General features: G+C 40.3%; 12 protein-coding genes, 1 tRNA gene and 2 rRNA genes. 11 read left to right on the forward strand and 4 right to left on the reverse strand.

Going from position 1 to position 17,685, the window contains the following annotated elements; all coding sequences use genetic code 11:
- The 4 genes from MWU78_RS21620 to MWU78_RS21635 form a co-directional block, all read left to right on the forward strand.
- Positions 1-130 (forward strand): 23S ribosomal RNA (locus MWU78_RS21620); the annotation flags it as partial.
- Between the two features lie 243 nt (positions 131-373).
- A 5S ribosomal RNA gene (gene rrf / locus MWU78_RS21625) occupies positions 374-485 on the forward strand.
- Positions 486-927: 442 nt separating this feature from the next.
- Positions 928-1,587: a DUF1080 domain-containing protein gene (locus tag MWU78_RS21630; RefSeq protein ID WP_247001788.1), complete on the forward strand. Its 660-nt coding sequence runs from the start codon at positions 928-930 to the stop codon at positions 1,585-1,587.
- A 23-nt stretch (positions 1,588-1,610) separates the two neighbouring features.
- The gene (locus tag MWU78_RS21635; RefSeq protein WP_247001790.1) at positions 1,611-3,203 is read left to right on the forward strand and encodes a sulfatase; all 1,593 of its coding nucleotides are present in this window, start codon (positions 1,611-1,613) and stop codon (positions 3,201-3,203) included.
- 92 nt (positions 3,204-3,295) lie between these two features.
- On the opposite strand, the gene MWU78_RS21640 is transcribed toward MWU78_RS21635, so the two are convergent.
- From MWU78_RS21640 to MWU78_RS21650, 3 genes are all read right to left on the reverse strand, one after another.
- Positions 3,296-4,762 (reverse strand): glutamate synthase subunit beta, encoded by a 1,467-nt coding sequence (locus MWU78_RS21640; RefSeq protein WP_247001791.1) that lies wholly within the window; start codon positions 4,760-4,762, stop codon positions 3,296-3,298.
- A 7-nt stretch (positions 4,763-4,769) separates the two neighbouring features.
- The gene (gltB, locus tag MWU78_RS21645; protein ID WP_247001793.1) at positions 4,770-9,278 is read right to left on the reverse strand and encodes a glutamate synthase large subunit; all 4,509 of its coding nucleotides are present in this window, start codon (positions 9,276-9,278) and stop codon (positions 4,770-4,772) included.
- Positions 9,279-9,583: 305 nt separating this feature from the next.
- The gene (locus MWU78_RS21650; RefSeq protein WP_247001795.1) at positions 9,584-10,726 is read right to left on the reverse strand and encodes an acyl-CoA dehydrogenase; all 1,143 of its coding nucleotides are present in this window, start codon (positions 10,724-10,726) and stop codon (positions 9,584-9,586) included.
- Positions 10,727-10,967: 241 nt separating this feature from the next.
- On the opposite strand from MWU78_RS21650, the gene MWU78_RS21655 reads away from it, so the two are divergent.
- From MWU78_RS21655 to MWU78_RS21685, 7 genes are all read left to right on the forward strand, one after another.
- Positions 10,968-12,194: a Glu/Leu/Phe/Val dehydrogenase dimerization domain-containing protein gene (locus tag MWU78_RS21655; protein ID WP_247001797.1), complete on the forward strand. Its 1,227-nt coding sequence runs from the start codon at positions 10,968-10,970 to the stop codon at positions 12,192-12,194.
- Between the two features lie 17 nt (positions 12,195-12,211).
- Positions 12,212-13,576, forward strand: coding sequence for a sodium:proton antiporter NhaD (nhaD, locus tag MWU78_RS21660; protein ID WP_247001799.1), 1,365 nt, complete (start codon positions 12,212-12,214; stop codon positions 13,574-13,576).
- A 49-nt stretch (positions 13,577-13,625) separates the two neighbouring features.
- Positions 13,626-14,318 carry a MotA/TolQ/ExbB proton channel family protein gene (locus MWU78_RS21665; protein ID WP_247001801.1) on the forward strand — a complete coding sequence of 231 codons (693 nt, stop codon included), beginning with the start codon at positions 13,626-13,628 and terminating at the stop codon, positions 14,316-14,318.
- 10 nt (positions 14,319-14,328) lie between these two features.
- Positions 14,329-14,715: a biopolymer transporter ExbD gene (locus MWU78_RS21670; RefSeq protein WP_103440935.1), complete on the forward strand. Its 387-nt coding sequence runs from the start codon at positions 14,329-14,331 to the stop codon at positions 14,713-14,715.
- Entirely contained in the window at positions 14,715-15,614 is a 900-nt protein-coding gene (locus MWU78_RS21675; RefSeq protein WP_247001803.1) for an energy transducer TonB, read from the forward strand. Before MWU78_RS21670 ends, MWU78_RS21675 begins: the two co-directional genes overlap by 1 nt.
- Before the next feature lie 121 nt (positions 15,615-15,735).
- Complete coding sequence (locus tag MWU78_RS21680; RefSeq protein ID WP_247001805.1) at positions 15,736-16,947, forward strand: folylpolyglutamate synthase/dihydrofolate synthase family protein; 1,212 nt, start codon at positions 15,736-15,738, stop codon at positions 16,945-16,947.
- Between the two features lie 97 nt (positions 16,948-17,044).
- Positions 17,045-17,119: transfer RNA gene (locus MWU78_RS21685), tRNA-Val, on the forward strand.
- Between the two features lie 189 nt (positions 17,120-17,308).
- Here the strand turns inward: MWU78_RS21685 and MWU78_RS21690 are convergent.
- Positions 17,309-17,572: a transposase gene (locus MWU78_RS21690; protein ID WP_247001807.1), complete on the reverse strand. Its 264-nt coding sequence runs from the start codon at positions 17,570-17,572 to the stop codon at positions 17,309-17,311.
- Positions 17,573-17,685 lie beyond the last annotated feature (113 nt).

A 17,685-nucleotide genomic window follows, 5' to 3' on the forward strand; every position in this document is an offset into this window, starting at 1 on the left:
AAGCGCGAAACCCGCCACAAGATGAGATTTCTTTAAAGGGCCGTGGGAGATGACCACGTCGATAGGCCATAGGTGGAAGGGCAGCAATGTCCGTAGCCGAGTGGTACTAATTGCCCGTTGGCTTGCGCAAACGCCGTCCCCGCCTTGTGCGGGGGCGCAACAAACCTTTTTTTAAACAACAGTACGTGTACCTTACCTTATTTTAGTGCGACCGAAACGGCCGCCCTGTCCCATTATTATGTCATGCTTCGGCTACGCTCAGCATCCGCTGAAGGGTACTGGACATTAAAGTATAGAAGTTTTTAGGTGGCCCGCACTGCAATGCAGTTCGGGTAGACCATGGCCCCAGGGCCATGGAAAAACATCAACGATTTTAGGTGGCCATGGCGACGGGGCCCACCCCTTACCATTCCGAACAGGGAAGTTAAGCCCGTCTGCGCCGATGGTACTGCTACACTAAGTGGGAGAGTAGGCCGCCGCCTTTTTTTGGAAGTCCCTTCATCGCAAGATGAGGGGACTTTTTTTTTGTTCCATATCCAACAAAAGCGCACGCCCCTAACGTAATCAATTCCTGCACCCGCCTCTACTGCGTTTTACCTGTAACGGTGGGCAGTCATTGAATGCACGCCTACTGCGTGATTAATTCCCGTAGCCCTTTGTACCGCACTGCGTTTAGACATTAATTGATACATTGAACAATTGGTATATTGATGAATTGGTACATTTTCAAATTGACCCATCTTCAAATAATCAAATCATTCAATTTTCAGATCACCTAATTGTTGCATTGCTACCTTAAGCGATCGGTACAATAAAGTATTCTTTTGCCAACAGGCAATATTCAACGCCTTCCTAAAATAGATTCAACAATATCTTTAGAGTAACCCATTTTTTAATATCTTGTCTCTTCATTAATAACATAAAACAATGAAAAACAATTTTGCATATCTAATGAGCCTAGTGCTTTGCCTAGGAATTTTGAATACAAGTACAGGTCAAGTTGGGGGTAAAAAGAAAAAGGATGGTTGGATTTCCTTGTTTAATGGTAAAAATTTAGATGGTTGGAAAGTCGGAGAAAACGCCCATACATTTTCAATTGAAGATGGTGCAATAAAAGTTGCTGGCCCCAAGGCTCATTTGTTTTATGTTGGAGATGTAGAGAACCATGATTTTAATAATTTTGAATTCAAGGCGTCCGTTATGACCAAGCCTGGATCTAATTCAGGGATTTATATCCATACCCGCTATCAAGAAGCCAGTTGGCCAGTATATGGCTATGAGGTACAGGTGAACAATTCTCAAGGGGATTGGAAGCGTACCGGTAGCTTATATGATATAGTTAATGTAATTGAAACCTATGTTGGCGATGATGAATGGTATACAGAATATATTAAAGTAGAAGACAAAAGAATTATTATTAAAATAAATGATATTGTTGTGGTTGATTATACCGAACCGGAAAATCCCAAACGCGATGAAGGGGAACGCCAGCATAGGGTTCTTAAAGGAGGGACTTTTGCGCTACAAGGTCATGATCCCAAAAGTGTTATCTATTATAAGGATATTATGGTAAAACCGTTACCTTAAACCCAAGTAATATTGGAATTTAAATGTACTTACCTATAACCAAAATTATCTGTGGTCTAATTGTTGGTTTTCTGACCTATGGCTGCCAACAACAACCTGAAAAGTTAAAACAAAAACCCAATGTAGTTTTTATATTGGTAGATGATCTGGGTCTTGTTGATCTCAGTATTACAGGTAGTTCTTATTACGAAACACCTAATATTGATAGATTGGCCAAAGAGGGCATGATTTTCACCCAAGGATATGCTGCAAGCCGGGTATGCAGTCCGTCCAGGGCAAGTATCATGACCGGAAAATTTACCGCCAGGCATGGAATAACCGATTGGATCGGGGCTGCATCCGGTGAAGCTTGGAGATCTCATAATCGTCACGATAAATTGCTGCCTGCCGAGTATGTGCATGCTTTGCCGGCTAAGGATGTTACCATTGCAGAGGCCATGAAAGAGAAAGGGTATAAAACTTTCTTCGCTGGTAAATGGCATTTAGGGTCGGAAGGCTCTTACCCTGAAGATCATGGTTTTCAGATCAATGAGGGTGGATGGGATAAAGGCAGTCCAATGGGGGGATATTTTTCACCCTGGGATAATCCGAAATTACCAATCAGGGTTAAGGGGGAGAACCTTACAATGCGTTTGGCAAACGAAACAGCTGAATTTATAAAACAGCACAAGGATTCAACATTTTTTGCGTTTCTTTCGTTTTATGCCGTACATGGGCCAATTCAAACCACCAATAAAAAATGGCAAAAATATAGAGATAAAGCCCAGAATAAAGGGCTGGGAGAAAGTGGTTACAAAATGGAAAATGTTTTACCTATTCGTATCGTGCAGGACAATCCTATTTATGCCGGGCTTGTAGAAAGTATGGACGATGCGGTAGGTGTGGTATTGGATGCGATTAAAAACACCGGATTGGAGGACAATACTATTGTTGTTTTTACTTCGGATAATGGAGGAGTAGCCTCTGGTGACTCTTTTTCCACAAGTAATCTCCCTCTAAGGGGAGGAAAGGGATATCAATGGGAAGGTGGTATTCGGGAACCTTATTTTATAAAAGTACCTTGGTTGAAAAATGGGGGGTCGGAAAGTGATTTTCCAGTTATTGGTACCGATTTCTATCCCACCATTTTGGATTTGGCCGATATCGATCTAAAACCGGAACAGCATATGGACGGAATAAGTCTGAGGCCGTTGTTGGAAGGAAAGCAACTGGAAGTGGATAGGCCTTTGTTCTGGCATTATCCTCATTATGGTAATCAAGGTGGTGAGCCCTCCTCCATAATTCGCAAAAAGGAATGGAAGCTGATCCATTATTGGGAAGATGATAGGGAAGAACTATATCATTTGCCCTCCGATACTGCAGAACAAACCAATGTAATATCTGAACATCCTGAGGTTGCAATGGCTCTTAGTAAAGAGCTTAAAGCATGGCTTTCCGAGGTAGGGGCAAGATTTGCAGTGAAAGATCCTGAATACGATCAAAAATTGGCAAAGGAGAGAAAGGATAAAATCATTAATGAAATGTGGCCAAGGTTGGAAAGGGAACGTTTGAATGTTCTCTCAGAAGATTTTGAACCCAATGCCGATTGGTGGGGAAGTAAGGGTACTAAAGATTGATTTTGAATTTTTTAGAAGAATATAGAATTAAGTAAGCCGAACCACTTCAATGGTTCGGCTTATTTAATTTATAGGAGTAATTTTAACAGGTATTAAACCCTAGGTAAATCTCCCTCTCCTTTTAAAGGTAAATAGGATGTTCCCATTAGATAGGTGTCTACGTGGTAAGCGGCTTGTCTACCTTCGGAAATGGCCCAAACTATTAAGGATTGTCCTCTTCTTTGGTCTCCCGCAACATATACACCAGGTACATTGGTCTTATAATCTGCTTCACTTGCCTTAATATTGGTTCGGGCGTCCGCCTCTAGCCCCAATTGTTCGGCGATAGTCATTTCTGAACCTGTGAAACCCATTGCCAATAGTGCCAATTCGCATTTCCATTCTTTTTCGGTATTCGAAATTTCCTTAAGGATAGGTCGTTTTCCAGGAACAGTAATCCATTCAACTTCCGAGGTAATAAGTCCTTTTAAATTCCCATTTTTATCGCCGATAAATTTTTTGGTGGAAATGCTAAAGAATCTGTCCACACCTTCCTTGTGCGACGAACTGGTTCTTAAGCGCATTGGCCAAAATGGCCAAGGCTGATCTTCAGGTCGACCTACAGGCGGTTTTCCCAAAATTTCAAAATTGGAAACAGAAGCGGCTCCGTGTCTGATGGAAGTTCCAATACAGTCAGATCCGGTGTCTCCACCACCAATAACCACAACGTTTTTGCCTGTAGCTTTAATTTCCTCACCTAAATCCTTAATACCGTCTACACGCTTATTGTTCTGTTTTAAGAAATCCATGGCTTGTACCACTCCTTTAAGGTCTGCACCTTCTATCGGTAATCCTCTTCGGACGGTAGCTCCTCCTGTAAGAACAATGGCGTCAAACTGATCTTGAAGTTCTGTAGCCAAAACATCAACTCCTACATGAACACCGGTCTTAATTATAATTCCTTCCTCTTCCAAAATCTTTACCCTTCTATCAATGATGTTTTTTTCCATCTTAAAATCTGGAATACCATATCGTAGAAGGCCACCAACTTTTTCATCCCTTTCATATAGTGTAACTAGATGTCCAGCTCTATTTAATTGTTGAGCTGCTGCTAAACCTGCAGGTCCTGATCCAATAACGGCAACAGTTTTGCCGGTTCTGGTGGCAGGTGGCTCTGCCACGACCCATCCTTTTTTGAAGGCAGTTTCAACAATGTTTTTTTCAATATTCTCTATTGTTACCGGGTCTTCATTAATGCCTAAAACACAAGCCTCTTCACAAGGGGCCGGACATAATCTTCCAGTAAATTCCGGGAAGTTGTTGGTGGAGTGTAATATTTCTGCGGCTTTGTCCCATTTTCCAAGGTAAACCGCATCGTTGAAATCAGGTATAAGATTTCCCAATGGACACCCACTATGACAAAATGGAATACCGCAGTCCATACATCTGGCTCCTTGGTCCTTTAGCTCCTTTTCTTTCATAGGGAGCGTAAATTCCTTGTAGTTCTTTATTCTTTCATCTGCAGGAGCGTACTCTTCTACTTTTCTATCGAATTCCAAAAATCCTGTTATCTTTCCCATATTTCGATTATATCGTTTCTAATTTTTCTTTTTCTAAACGGATCAATGCCTGCTTGTATTCCTCAGGGAAAATCTTGATGAATTTTGGCAAATAATCTTCCCAATTCTCCAATATCCTCTGGGCAATGGGACTAAGTGTGGCATTATAGTGATTTTCTATAAGCCCTTTTAATTCTGCAATATCATTATCATCTTCTACTTTTAAAAGATTTAAGGATTCTGTATTACAGTTTTTTCTAAAGGTATCTTTCTCATCAAAGATATAGGCGATACCTCCACTCATTCCAGCTCCAAAGTTTCTTCCCACTTCACCAAGGATTATAGCGATACCACCGGTCATGTACTCACAACCGTGATCTCCAATACCTTCTACGACAGCTTTTGCTCCGGAATTTCTTACGCAAAAACGCTCTCCGGCCTTTCCATTTATATACGCTTCACCCGAAGTTGCTCCGTAAAGTGTAACGTTTCCAGTTATTACGTTGTCCTCTGGTTTTAAGGTAGACTTATAGGGCACTTTTATTATTAATTTAGCTCCAGATAAGCCTTTTCCTAGATAATCGTTGGTGTTACCATTCACGATCATGGTAAGGCCTTTAGTAGCAAATGCACCAAAACTTTGTCCCGCCGAACCGGTGAAATTTAATTTTAAAGTGTTTTCAGGTAAGCCTTCGGCACCATAAATCTTGGAAATTTCATTACTGGTAATAGCTCCCACGGCTCTATCCGTATTATGTATTGGGAAATCCAAGGAGATTTTTTCCTTTCTGAATAATGCAGGATGGGCTTTTTCCAAAATCTCAAACTCAATGGACTTTTCAATATCGTGTACCTGCTTCTGGGTATTATAGAATTTAGTGCCTTTTGGTACATCAACCTGATATAGTATCGGCGTAAGATCAATGCCAGCAGCCTTGTAATGTTCCAAAGCCTTTTTGCGATCCAATTTTTGTACTTGGCCAACCATTTCATCAATAGTCCTGAATCCTAATTGAGCCATTATATCTCTAAGTTCTTGGGCAACAAAGTACATATAGTTAACTACATGCTCTGGTTTACCTTCAAATTTTTTGCGCAGTTCCGGATTTTGAGTTGCAATACCCACGGGGCAAGTATTTAAATGACAAACTCTCATCATTATACAGCCTGAGGCAACTAAAGGAGCTGTTGCAAACCCAAATTCTTCTGCTCCCAATAAGCAGGCTATGGCAACATCCCTACCGGTTTTTAACTGACCATCACATTCCAGGACTATCCTGTTCCTTAGGTCGTTCATAACTAAGGTTTGTTGTGCTTCGGCAATTCCCAATTCCCAAGGAAGTCCTGCGTGCTTTAATGAGGTTAATGGGGATGCACCTGTACCACCATCGTGTCCAGAAATCAGGATTACATCTGCTTTCGCCTTTGAAACACCAGCAGCTACAGTACCAACACCTACTTCTGACACTAATTTAACATTGACTCTAGCTTCGCGATTCGCTGATTTTAAATCGAAAATCAATTGTGATAAATCCTCAATAGAGTAGATATCATGATGTGGTGGAGGTGAAATTAATCCAACATATGGAGTGGAATTTCTAGTTTTGGCAATGGACGGATTTACTTTTGGTCCGGGTAATTGTCCTCCTTCACCTGGCTTTGCACCCTGCGCCATTTTAATCTGGATTTCTTGGGCGTTTGTCAAATAATTGGAAGTAACTCCAAATCTTCCAGAGGCTACTTGTTTTATGGCACTGTTTTTCCAGTCACCGGTTTGGTTCTTGTAAAAACGTTCGGCATCTTCCCCGCCTTCACCGGAATTACTTTTACCACCGATCCTATTCATGGCGATGGCCAAATTTTCATGAGCTTCCTTACTGATAGATCCGTAGGACATTGCACCTGTTTTAAAGCGCTTTACTATTTCCGTCCAAGGTTCCACCTCATCCAAAGGTATGGGGTCGTAATTGGAGAATTCGAACAAACCACGAATGGTCATCAGATCCTTGGATTGCTCATTCACCATTTGGGCGAATTCCTTATAGGAATCCGGTTCGTTGTTTCTAACTGATTTTTGTAGCATGGCAATACTTAACGGATTGAAGAGGTGTTTTTCACCATCTCTTCTCCAACGATATTGTCCGCCAATTTCCAAATCTAAATTTGCAGCTATTTCTTTGTCTGTATAGGCTTTGTGATGGCGTTTTGCTATTTCCTTCTCTATTTCATAAAGCCCGATTCCCTGAATTCTTGTGGGGCTATTTGGGAAATATTTGTCAACTACCTTTGTATTTATCCCGATACATTCGAATAATTGAGATCCTCGGTATGAATTTAGGGTAGAGATCCCTATTTTGTTCATTACCTTAAGTATGCCCTTGCCAACAGCCTTGTTATAGTTGTTAATGGCTTCTTCAAAAGTATAATCTGTAATATCGTGCTCTTCTATTTGTTCCGCAATTATTTCGTTTACCAAATAAGGGTTTATTGCACTTGCGCCATATCCGAATAGTAAAGCAAAATGATGCACTTCCCTTGGTTCGGCAGATTCAATAATTATACTTAATTTGGAACGTTTTCCCAATTTTTGAAGTCCACTGTTTACGTAGGAACAGGCCAAAAGAGCTGGGATAGGAGCTTTTTCCTTGCTTACGTTCCTATCGGACAGAATAATGATGTTCGTACCCTCATCAATAGCTTGATCTGCCTGGTGTAAAATGGATTCCAATGCATCTTCAAGGCCGTTATGTCCTTTGTCAATATCGTAGAGCATGGAAATGGAAACCACCTTATAGTCCGGACTGGAATCATAGTTCTTTATTTTATCCAAATCCTCTTTGGAAATAACCGGGTTTTTAATTTTTAATTTTCTGCAATGTAGTTCGGAAAATTCAAAAATATTATGATCGCTTCCTAGGGTTAAGCTGATATCTGTAATAAGCTCTTCGCGGATACCATCCAAAGGGGGATTTGTAACCTGTGCGAACAATTGCTTAAAATAATTATAAATTAATTGTGGGCGTTCGGATAATATGGCTATCGGAGTGTCCGATCCCATTGAGCCAAGGGGTTCTTTGGCTGTTTTTCCCATAGGAAGTATAATGGTATTAATATCTTCCAAGGTGTATCCAAATACCGCTTTTCTCTTCTGAACCGTAGCCTCATTTAAGAAAAGTGGGCAGTCATTATATGGAATATCCTTAAGATGTACCAAATTTTTGTTCAGCCATTCTTTATAGGGATTCCTTTGTGCAATTTTTTCTTTAATTTCCTCGTCATTGATGATGCGCCCTTCTTCCATATTTACCAAGAACATTTTTCCTGGTTCCAGTCGTCCGTGCATTTCAATGTTATCCGGTTCAATTTCCACTACCCCAACTTCGGAAGACATAATAACATAGCCATCCTTGGTTACCGAGTATCTGGATGGGCGCAAGCCGTTTCTGTCCAATACAGCACCTATGTAGTTGCCATCGGTGAATGGTATGGAAGCAGGTCCATCCCATGGTTCCATTAAACAGGAGTGATATTCGTAGAAGGCCTTTTTCGCCTCGGACATTTCATTGTTTTTCTCCCAAGCTTCAGGTACCAATATCATCATTACTTCCGGTAGTGACCTTCCTGTCATTAGCAACAGTTCCACGACCATATCCATCGTGGCGGAATCCGACTTTCCTGGTAATATGGTCGGGATAATGTTCTTTATTTCATCCCCAAACCAATCACTTTTCATTAATTCTTCCCTGGAGCGCATTCTTGATACATTGCCTCTAAGGGTGTTTATTTCCCCATTATGGCACATGTAGCGGAATGGCTGGGCCAAATCCCAGGTTGGGAAGGTATTGGTGGAAAATCTTTGATGTACCAGGGCCAAACGGGTTACTACCCTTGGGTCCATAAGGTCCTTATAGTACAAACTAATATCCTCTGGCATTAGAAGCCCTTTGAAGATGATAATTTTGGTTGAAAGACTTGGGACGTAGAAAAATTTACTTTCGGATAATTTTGAAGCATTAATGGTATGTTCAGTGACCTTTCTGGCTATGAACAATTTTAAATTAAAATGGAAGAAATCCTGGTCGTCATTTTCACGTGCAACAAATACTTGTTTCACGAACGGTTCGGTTTCTGCAGCTATTCTTCCTGGAATGGATTTGTTGACAGGAACATCTCTCCATCCCAATAATTTTAATCCTTGTTTTTTAATATTGGATTCAAAAACTTCTATACAGTAATCCCTTTGATTCTCTTTTTGTGGTAAAAATACGTTGCCTACGGCGTAACTGCCCGGTTCGGGAAGTTCAAAGCTACATACATCTTGAAAAAAATCATGAGGGATATCTACTAGAATTCCCGCACCATCACCGGTTTTTCCATCGGAACTTACTGCTCCCCTGTGCTCTAATTTTTCTAATATTTCTAGTGCCTTATGAATAATGTCATTCGACTTTTTTCCTTTAAGACTACAAATAAATCCTGCTCCACAGTTGTCATGTTCAAATTCCGGTAGGTATAATCCTTGTTTTCTCAGCTTCATAAATTATCATATTTGTTCAAAAATATCAAAATATTTACATTTAATGCAGTGCTATGTCAAATAGTGCGCAAGAAATCCAACGTTTATAATTCAACGTTGAAAAAAATGCATATTCTGATATTTAAGCCTATAAAATTGGGATTTCCTCAATATTAAGGTTTGAATATTGATGTTATTCCTATTAATAGGGGGTTAATAGTGTAAATTAGGTATTTGTTGGTTAAACCCCTTCTTTAGTGAAGGGGGTATCATGTAAATATATTTATTTTTTTGAAATACACCCGTTAAATATTGGGGTCGTATTGTTAATTTTTTAAAATACTTCTTGAAATTACGATTTTTTGTATCTCCGAAGTGCCTTCGTAAATCTGTGTAATCTTGGCATCGCGCATCATTCTTTCTACGTGGTAGTCCTTTACAAAGCCGTTGCCTCCATGAATTTGCACTGCTTCGATAGTGGTATCCATAGCTACCTGGGAAGCATAAAGTTTCGCCATTGCACTTGAAAGGTCATAGTTATTACCTTGGTCCTTGTCCCAGGCCGCCTTATAGACCAAATGTCTTGCCGCTTCAATTTGGACGTGCATATCCGCTAGCTTAAAGGCGATGGCCTGGTGATTGCTGATCTCGGTGCCAAAAGCCTTTCGTTCCTTAGAATATTTAAGGGCCATTTCATAGGCGCCTGCTGCGATACCCAAAGCTTGGGCCGCAATTCCTATTCTGCCTCCAGCAAGTGTTTTCATGGCAAATTTAAAGCCAAATCCGTCTTCGCCGATTCTATTTTCCTTAGGGACCTTTACGTCGTTAAAGATAAGGGAGTGGGTGTCACTTCCCCTTATTCCAAGCTTGTTTTCCTTGGGGCCTATTTCAAAACCAGGTGTTCCTTTTTCTACTATTAACGCATTTATTCCCTTATGACCTTTCGAAATGTCAGTTTGGGCAATTACTAAATAAATTTCAGCGGAATTTCCGTTGGTAATCCAATTCTTGGTTCCGTTTATGATATAATGGTCCCCTTTGTCCAGGGCCGTAGTTTTTTGGGAAGTGGCATCGCTGCCCGCTTCAGGTTCGGAAAGGCAAAATGCACCTATGCATTGCCCGGTGGATAATCGGCTTAAATATTTTTCTTTTTGCACTTCACTGCCAAAAGTCTCCAGCCCCCAGCATACCAAAGAATTGTTGACAGATACAATTACCGAGGCTGAGGCATCAATTTTGGAAAGCTCCTCCATAACAAGCGCATAGGAAATGGTATCCAATCCACTGCCCCCGTATTTAGGGTCTACCATCATTCCCATGAATCCCAATTCCGCCATTTTTTTTACCTGTTCGGAAGGAAACTTTTGGGCGTCGTCTCTTTCTATAACACCGGGCAGTAATTCATTTTGAGCAAAATCTCTTGCTGCCTGCTGTATCATTAACTGTTCTTCCGAAAGCGTAAAATCCATGTGTATCAATAAAATAGTGAGAATAATACAAATATACGAGTATACAATGGAATAATAATGGAGAATAAAAACATTAAAACCTGATCTATATTTTTATATTTGTTCGGTCGAATACTTTTTTATCTGTAAGGAGACTTAACAATTATGAGACAACATTAGCTACACTGGTAAAATAAACCCGAGGATGTGAAAAATCCCGAATAATAGGGAATGGAATCTAATAGTTTAATGTTAATGTACAATGAAAGAGTTATTGAAAATATATGAAAATAAACCCCCCGAAATTGTTTTTAACTGGAAAGACCCAGAGACTGATGCAGAAGGGTGGACGGTTATTAATTCCCTTCGTGGTGGTGCTGCCGGTGGCGGTACTAGAATGAGGGAAGGATTGGATATGAACGAGGTACTGTCTTTGGCAAAAACAATGGAAGTGAAATTTACGGTTTCCGGACCTCCAATTGGAGGTGCTAAATCCGGTATTAATTTTGACCCCAACGACCCAAGGAAAGCCGGGGTGCTTAAAAGATGGTACCATGCAGTAGCGCCTTTGCTGAAAAGTTATTACGGTACTGGCGGGGATTTAAATGTTGATGAGATCAATGAGGTAATTCCAATTACGGAGGACGCTGGAGTTTGGCATCCTCAAGAAGGTGTCTTTAATGGCCATTTTAAACCAACGGAAGCTGATAAAATAAATAGGATCGGGCAACTGCGTTTAGGGGTGGTAAAGGTCTTGGAGAGTGATCAATATTCACCTCTGATATCGCGAAAGTTTACGGTAGCTGATATGATTACCGGTTTTGGAGTGGCTGAAGCGGTGAAGCATTTTTATGACATTCACGGAGGTAGGGTTGAGGGAAAAAGGGCTATTGTTCAGGGATTTGGTAATGTAGGTTCCGCAGCGGCCTTCTATTTGTCACAAATGGGTGCGAAAGTTGTCGGAATAATAGATAGGGCCGGAGGGGTTATTAATGAGGACGGGTATACTTTGGAAGAGATTAGAACATTCTTTCTGAATAAAAAGGGAAATGAGCTTTTTGCGGATAATATTATTCCGTTTGAAGAGATCAATGAAAGAATATGGAAATTATCCGCTGAAATTTTCGTTCCTTGTGCCGCCTCTAGATTGGTGACCAAGGACCAGATATCCCAAATGATCGAAAGTGGTCTGGAGGTAATTAGTTGTGGTGCAAATGTGCCATTTGCGGATAAGGAAATATTTTTTGGTTCCATTATGGAATATACGGACGAGCGGGTAAGTTTAATTCCGGATTTTATTTCCAACTGTGGAATGGCCAGAGTTTTTGCCTATTTTATGGAGGGAAGGGTCGCCATGGATGACGAACTTATTTTTAATGATACATCGAATACTATTAGAAACGCAATTTTAAATATATTTAACCAAAATAATACAAAAGTTAATCTCAGTAAAACCGGATTTGAGATTGCATTGAATCAATTAATTTAAATTTAACCAATAATAGCATGGAGACCATTATTATTATTTTATTCGTTGCCGGTTACTTGGCAATAACATTGGAGCACAACCTCAAGATTGACAAATTAATCCCAGCTCTGGCCATGATGGCCTTATTGTGGGCGGTTATAGCCTTGGCGCATATGCCGGTATTTGAAGTTAATGCCGAACTTAGGGAACTGGAGGCTTCGCATATAGATGAAATTTTGCTTCACCATCTGGGTAAGACAGCAGAAATATTGGTCTTCCTTCTGGGGGCTATGACCATTGTGGAAATAATAGATTACTTCGATGGCTTTGCAACCATTAAAGGTTTTATTAAGACCAAGAGTAAGAGAAAATTGCTTTGGTTGTTCGCAATACTGGCCTTCATATTGTCTGCCATTATAGATAACCTTACTGCCACGATCGTATTGATAACCATCCTGCAAAAGGTAATTAAGGATAGGGAAACCAGGCTTTGGTTTGCCGGTATGATAATTATTGCCGCTAATGCCGGGGGTGCTTGGTCTCCAATTGGTGATGTTACCACTACCATGCTATGGATCGCCAATAAGGTCTCTGCCGCACAATTAATAGAACATGTACTTGTGCCTTCCATTATATGCATGGTTGTGCCAACTTTTATAGCTAGCAGGTATAAGGCGTTTTCAGGAAATATAGAAAGCGATCTGGATGAAAGTGAGCCCACCAAAACCAAATACGGGGCTACTATGCTTTATTTGGGATTGGGGTCTATTATTTTTGTTCCCTTTTTTAAGACAATAACCCACTTGCCTCCATATGTCGGAATGATGCTTTCTTTGGCTTTGGTAGCAACATTTGCTGAAATTTATAGTAGTGCCAAGTTTAGTATTTCCAATATCGACGGTGAAAGCGAAGCTGAATCGCATCATAGTCCGGTACATAAGTCACTATCGAAAATTGAATTGCCAAGTATTCTTTTCTTTTTGGGGATTTTAATGGCTGTAGCAGCTTTGGAATCTTTGGGGATGCTGTTCCATTTTGCGGGAACTTTGGACGAGGTAATGCCTATGTTGGGTACCGAGTCCGGTGGAGAACTAGTGTCGGATTTGGTTGTCCTTTTCCTTGGGGTTGGTTCTGCCGTGATAGATAACGTTCCGCTGGTAGCGGCCAGTATTGGTATGTTCTCCGTAGGTATGGATGATCCTGTTTGGCATTTTATAGCTTATTCAGCAGGTACAGGTGGAAGCATGTTAATAATTGGTTCTGCGGCAGGTGTTGTAGCTATGGGAATGGAAAAAATAGACTTCTTCTGGTATTTGAAGAAAATAGCATGGTTGGCTTTCCTAGGATTTGCTGCTGGTGCCATAGGATTTATATTAATTAGAAATTTAGTATTAAACGCATAATTTAATCGACAAAAGACCGTTATTAAGGCAACTTAAATAAATAAAATATATGTTATTGATACAAGACCTTGCTCAAGAGGCAGGAATAGAGGGAGTTGTGTCTGAGGAAATGACACTTTCTGTTATAGATTTAATAGTAAATGGCGGTACAGGAAGTATCTTGATTATTAGTGTTTTGTTTGTGATGCTTTTTGTGGCACTGTATATTTATTTTGAACGAATTTTTGCTATAAAAGCCGCTTCAAAAATAGATAGCAATTTTATGAACCAGATACGGGACCACGTTACCAATGGCAAATTGGAAGCGGCCAAAATATTGTGTGCACAAACAGATTCACCGGTAGCCAGGTTAACGGAAAAGGGAATATCCAGAATAGGAAAACCTTTGGACGATATTAATACCGCTATAGAAAATGCCGGTACCCTCGAAGTTTATAAATTGGAAAAGAACGTAAGTGTTTTGGCTACGGTTGCCGGAGCAGCACCTATGATTGGATTTTTAGGAACCGTAATTGGTATGATTTTGGCATTCCATCAAATGGCATCCAGTGGCGGGCAGGCGGAAATGGGGTCATTGGCCTCAGGTATCTATACGGCCATGACTACAACTGTGGCCGGACTTATAGTAGGTATTATAGCTTATATAGGGTATAACCATTTGGTGAACAGAACAGATAAAGTGGTACATAAAATGGAAGCAAATGCTGTAGAGTTTTTAGATTTATTGAACGAACCTCTTTAGAACGTAACAAATGAAACTAAAAGGCAGAAACAAGGTTAGTCCAGATTTTAGCATGTCCTCTATGACGGACATAGTATTCCTATTGCTTATATTCTTTATGCTGACTGCCAATTCGCCCAATGCGTTGGATTTGTTGTTGCCCAAGGCAAAAGGGAAATCTACCAATACCCAAAACGTATCGGTGAGCATCAATAAAAATTTGGAATATTTTGTAAACAGCGAGAAGATTAACGGACAATATATAGAAATTGAATTAAAAAAGGCACTAAAAGGACAAGAGAAGCCTACTATTATTCTTAGGGCAGAAGAGAGCGTTGCCATTAAAGAGGCGGTAAACGTTATGGATATTGCCAATAGAAATAATTATAAGGTTATTTTGGCGGTGCGACCAAATTAATGTCATTACTTAATACGAGACACGAGAAAAAATCCTTTACACTTACTACAATTCTGTTAAGTGTACTACTGCTATTGCTTTTTTATATTGGACTTACCTATTTAGATCCTCCAATAGAAAATGGCATTTCTGTCAATTTTGGTACTACCGATTTTGGTAGCGGTAGGGTGCAGCCTAAAGAAAAAATTAAATCAGAACCCCTTAACACCCCTATTAATGAGCCAAAGGTCCAAGAGGAGAAGGTGGAAGAAGTAGTGGAAGAGGTACCTGAGGAAAAGGTAGCCAAGGAAAAACCGGCCGAAAAATTACTTACCCAGGAAAGTGAGGAATCCATAAAAATAAAGCAACAGCAAGAAGCCAAGCGCAAGGCAGACGAAGCGGCCAAAAAGGCACAGGCCGAGGCGGAACGGGTTGCTCGCGAAAGGAAGGAAGCTGAAGAAAAAGTTCGTAAGGAACAACAGGCTAAAAAGAATAAACTGGATGAGTTGATCGGTGGTATTAACAAGTCCGAAGGAACTGCCTCAGGTGGCGAAGGTGATGATAATAAAGCTGGGGACAAGGGACGGCCTGATGGAGCCCCATATGCAACAAGTTATTATGGCAGCCCGGGATCGGGAAGTGGTACTGGAGGTTATGGCCTTAATGGACGATCCTTGGTGAATCAAGGAAAAATACAACAAGAATGTAACGAAGAAGGAAGGGTCGTGGTAAAAATTGTAGTGGACCGAAATGGTAAGGTGGTAAGCGCAACACCTGGAGTAAAAGGAACAACCAATACGCATCCCTGCTTATTGGAGCCCGCAAAGAAAACCGCTTTTATGCATCAATGGAATTTGGATTCCAATGCTCCTAGCCAACAAGTTGGTTTTGTGGTAGTGAATTTTAAACTGGGCGAGTAAAGCTTTCATACCTTGTCCGAAATCTATTTCCCTAAATACATTTTAAGTTTTCATTAGCCATTAAAAAAGTATTGAAGGTATGGATCCTATACTTTGTTCTAACTTCAACAGACAATAATAAATGACCTATCAGGAAACTTTGGAATGGATGTTCGCGCAACTGCCCATGTACCAACAAAAAGGGATTTCTGCATTTAAGGGTAAACTGGATAATATACTTACGCTTTCGGCCTATTTGGGTCATCCTGAACGAAAATTCAAAAGTATACATGTGGCAGGTACCAATGGCAAAGGTTCTAGTAGCCATATGCTAGCTTCCATATTACAGGAAGCTGGGTATAAGGTTGGATTATATACCTCACCACATTTAAAGGATTTTAGGGAGCGCATCAGAATTGATGGCCAGCCTGTCAATAAAAAATTTGTTGTTGATTTCATTAAGGAACATAAACTTTTTCTGGAGGCGCATGACCTTTCGTTTTTTGAAATGACAGTGGGAATGGCTTTCCGGTATTTTGAAGAGGAAAAAATAGATATTGCCATAGTTGAAGTGGGGCTTGGTGGGCGTTTGGATTCTACCAATATAATTACTCCGGAAGTCTCGTTGATTACAAATATCGGCTACGACCATGTAGAAATGTTGGGCGATACCATTGCCAAAATAGCTTACGAAAAGGCGGGAATCATTAAACCTGGGGTTCCCGTGGTAATAAGTGAACTTCAAGAAGAGACGGCGGTGGTTTTTAATGCTATTGCCAAAGAGAGAAACTCGAAAATAATTTTTGCGGGGGAAGTAATCCCGGGAAACTATAAAACCTCTTTATTGGGAAGCTACCAGCACAAAAATGTTAAAGGGGTTGTGGCCAGTATTAAGGAATTAAAAGGGTTTGATATTAGTGATAAACATATTTCCGATGGTTTGATGAAGGTTTCCGAAAATACAGGTTTGTTGGGGAGATGGCAATTTCTGGGGGAGAATCCGACAGTTGTATGTGATACGGCACACAATACGGAAGGATTGACCATTGTGTTAGATCAAATTAAGCAACAGGAATTTACGGACCTACACGTAGTAATCGGATTTGTTAAGGATAAGAATTTGGAACAGATTTTACCCCTTTTTCCTAAAAAAGCCCACTATTATTTTTGCAAACCTAATATCCAGAGAGGTTTGGATGAGGTTGTCCTTAAAAACCAGGCAACCGAATATGGTTTGAAAGGGGAGTCTTATGCATCTGTAAATGAAGCGCTTAAATCTGCATTAGGGGTTGCAAAAAAATCTGATTTTGTGTTTGTTGGGGGGAGTACTTTCGTTGTGGCAGAAATTGTATAAATTTTTCCATTTTTTCCTTTGGGGAAATTAAAAACTATTCTATATTTGCACTCGCTTCTGGGGAAATCAAGAGGCGAATTTAAATACTGATTAATTAGGGCTCTTAGCTCAGCTGGTTCAGAGCACCTGCCTTACAAGCAGGGGGTCACTGGTTCGAACCCAGTAGGGCCCACAACACGAAACCTCCGTAAACACGGGGGTTTCGTCGTTTTAGAACTTTTCGTAAAAGGTGTAACTCTTTTCATTTGCACTCAATTTGCACTCAATATTTGGTCTTATATCGCTTTATATGGTTTGATTTGGAGATTCTATTGGGTCAAGTCCAAAAGGGATCAAGTCCAAAATCTGGGTTTTTACCATTTTAAGAATATAATTTAATCAAGCAATATAAGAAGTATTCCGTATTCCTGACTCCCCTAAATTGTGATCTAAAAGCCTTTACTTTGGCATTAAAGGATTCTGCTGAAGCATTTGTACTTCTGTTTAAAAAATAGTTGAGTACAGAGCGGTAATTTAAAGCAATACTATTGGCTACCGTTTGGAAGCTCTTAAATCCTGACTCCTCTACATCTTTGTACCAGTGGGCTAGTTTGGTGTAAACCTGAGTTCGATCTAAGCTTTTAATAAAATAATGTCAATTGTGAGGTGTTTTCTGTTTCAAATTTGATTCCCGGTTTTTTTTCTTGAAAGGAGTAGGCGATAAGGCTGGCCACCAAGTTGGTAATGAAGTTTCCAAAG

Origin of the sequence: Arenibacter sp. F26102, from assembly GCF_023015865.1 — a bacterium.
Classification (GTDB): domain Bacteria; phylum Bacteroidota; class Bacteroidia; order Flavobacteriales; family Flavobacteriaceae; genus Arenibacter.

Excerpts from the sequence above, each read along its gene's own strand:
- MWU78_RS21665 (WP_247001801.1), top strand. The coding sequence starts at position 13,626 with ATGTTATTGATACAAGACCTTGCTCAAGAGGCAGGAATAGAGGGAGTT.
- MWU78_RS21680 (WP_247001805.1), top strand. The coding sequence starts at position 15,736 with ATGACCTATCAGGAAACTTTGGAATGGATGTTCGCGCAACTGCCCATG.
- MWU78_RS21630 (WP_247001788.1), top strand. The coding sequence starts at position 928 with ATGAAAAACAATTTTGCATATCTAATGAGCCTAGTGCTTTGCCTAGGA.
- MWU78_RS21675 (WP_247001803.1), top strand. The coding sequence starts at position 14,715 with ATGTCATTACTTAATACGAGACACGAGAAAAAATCCTTTACACTTACT.
- gltB (WP_247001793.1), bottom strand. The coding sequence starts at position 9,278 with ATGAAGCTGAGAAAACAAGGATTATACCTACCGGAATTTGAACATGAC.
- MWU78_RS21655 (WP_247001797.1), top strand. The coding sequence starts at position 10,968 with ATGAAAGAGTTATTGAAAATATATGAAAATAAACCCCCCGAAATTGTT.
- MWU78_RS21635 (WP_247001790.1), top strand. The coding sequence starts at position 1,611 with ATGTACTTACCTATAACCAAAATTATCTGTGGTCTAATTGTTGGTTTT.
- MWU78_RS21650 (WP_247001795.1), bottom strand. The coding sequence starts at position 10,726 with ATGGATTTTACGCTTTCGGAAGAACAGTTAATGATACAGCAGGCAGCA.
- MWU78_RS21640 (WP_247001791.1), bottom strand. The coding sequence starts at position 4,762 with ATGGGAAAGATAACAGGATTTTTGGAATTCGATAGAAAAGTAGAAGAG.
- MWU78_RS21670 (WP_103440935.1), top strand. The coding sequence starts at position 14,329 with ATGAAACTAAAAGGCAGAAACAAGGTTAGTCCAGATTTTAGCATGTCC.
- nhaD (WP_247001799.1), top strand. The coding sequence starts at position 12,212 with ATGGAGACCATTATTATTATTTTATTCGTTGCCGGTTACTTGGCAATA.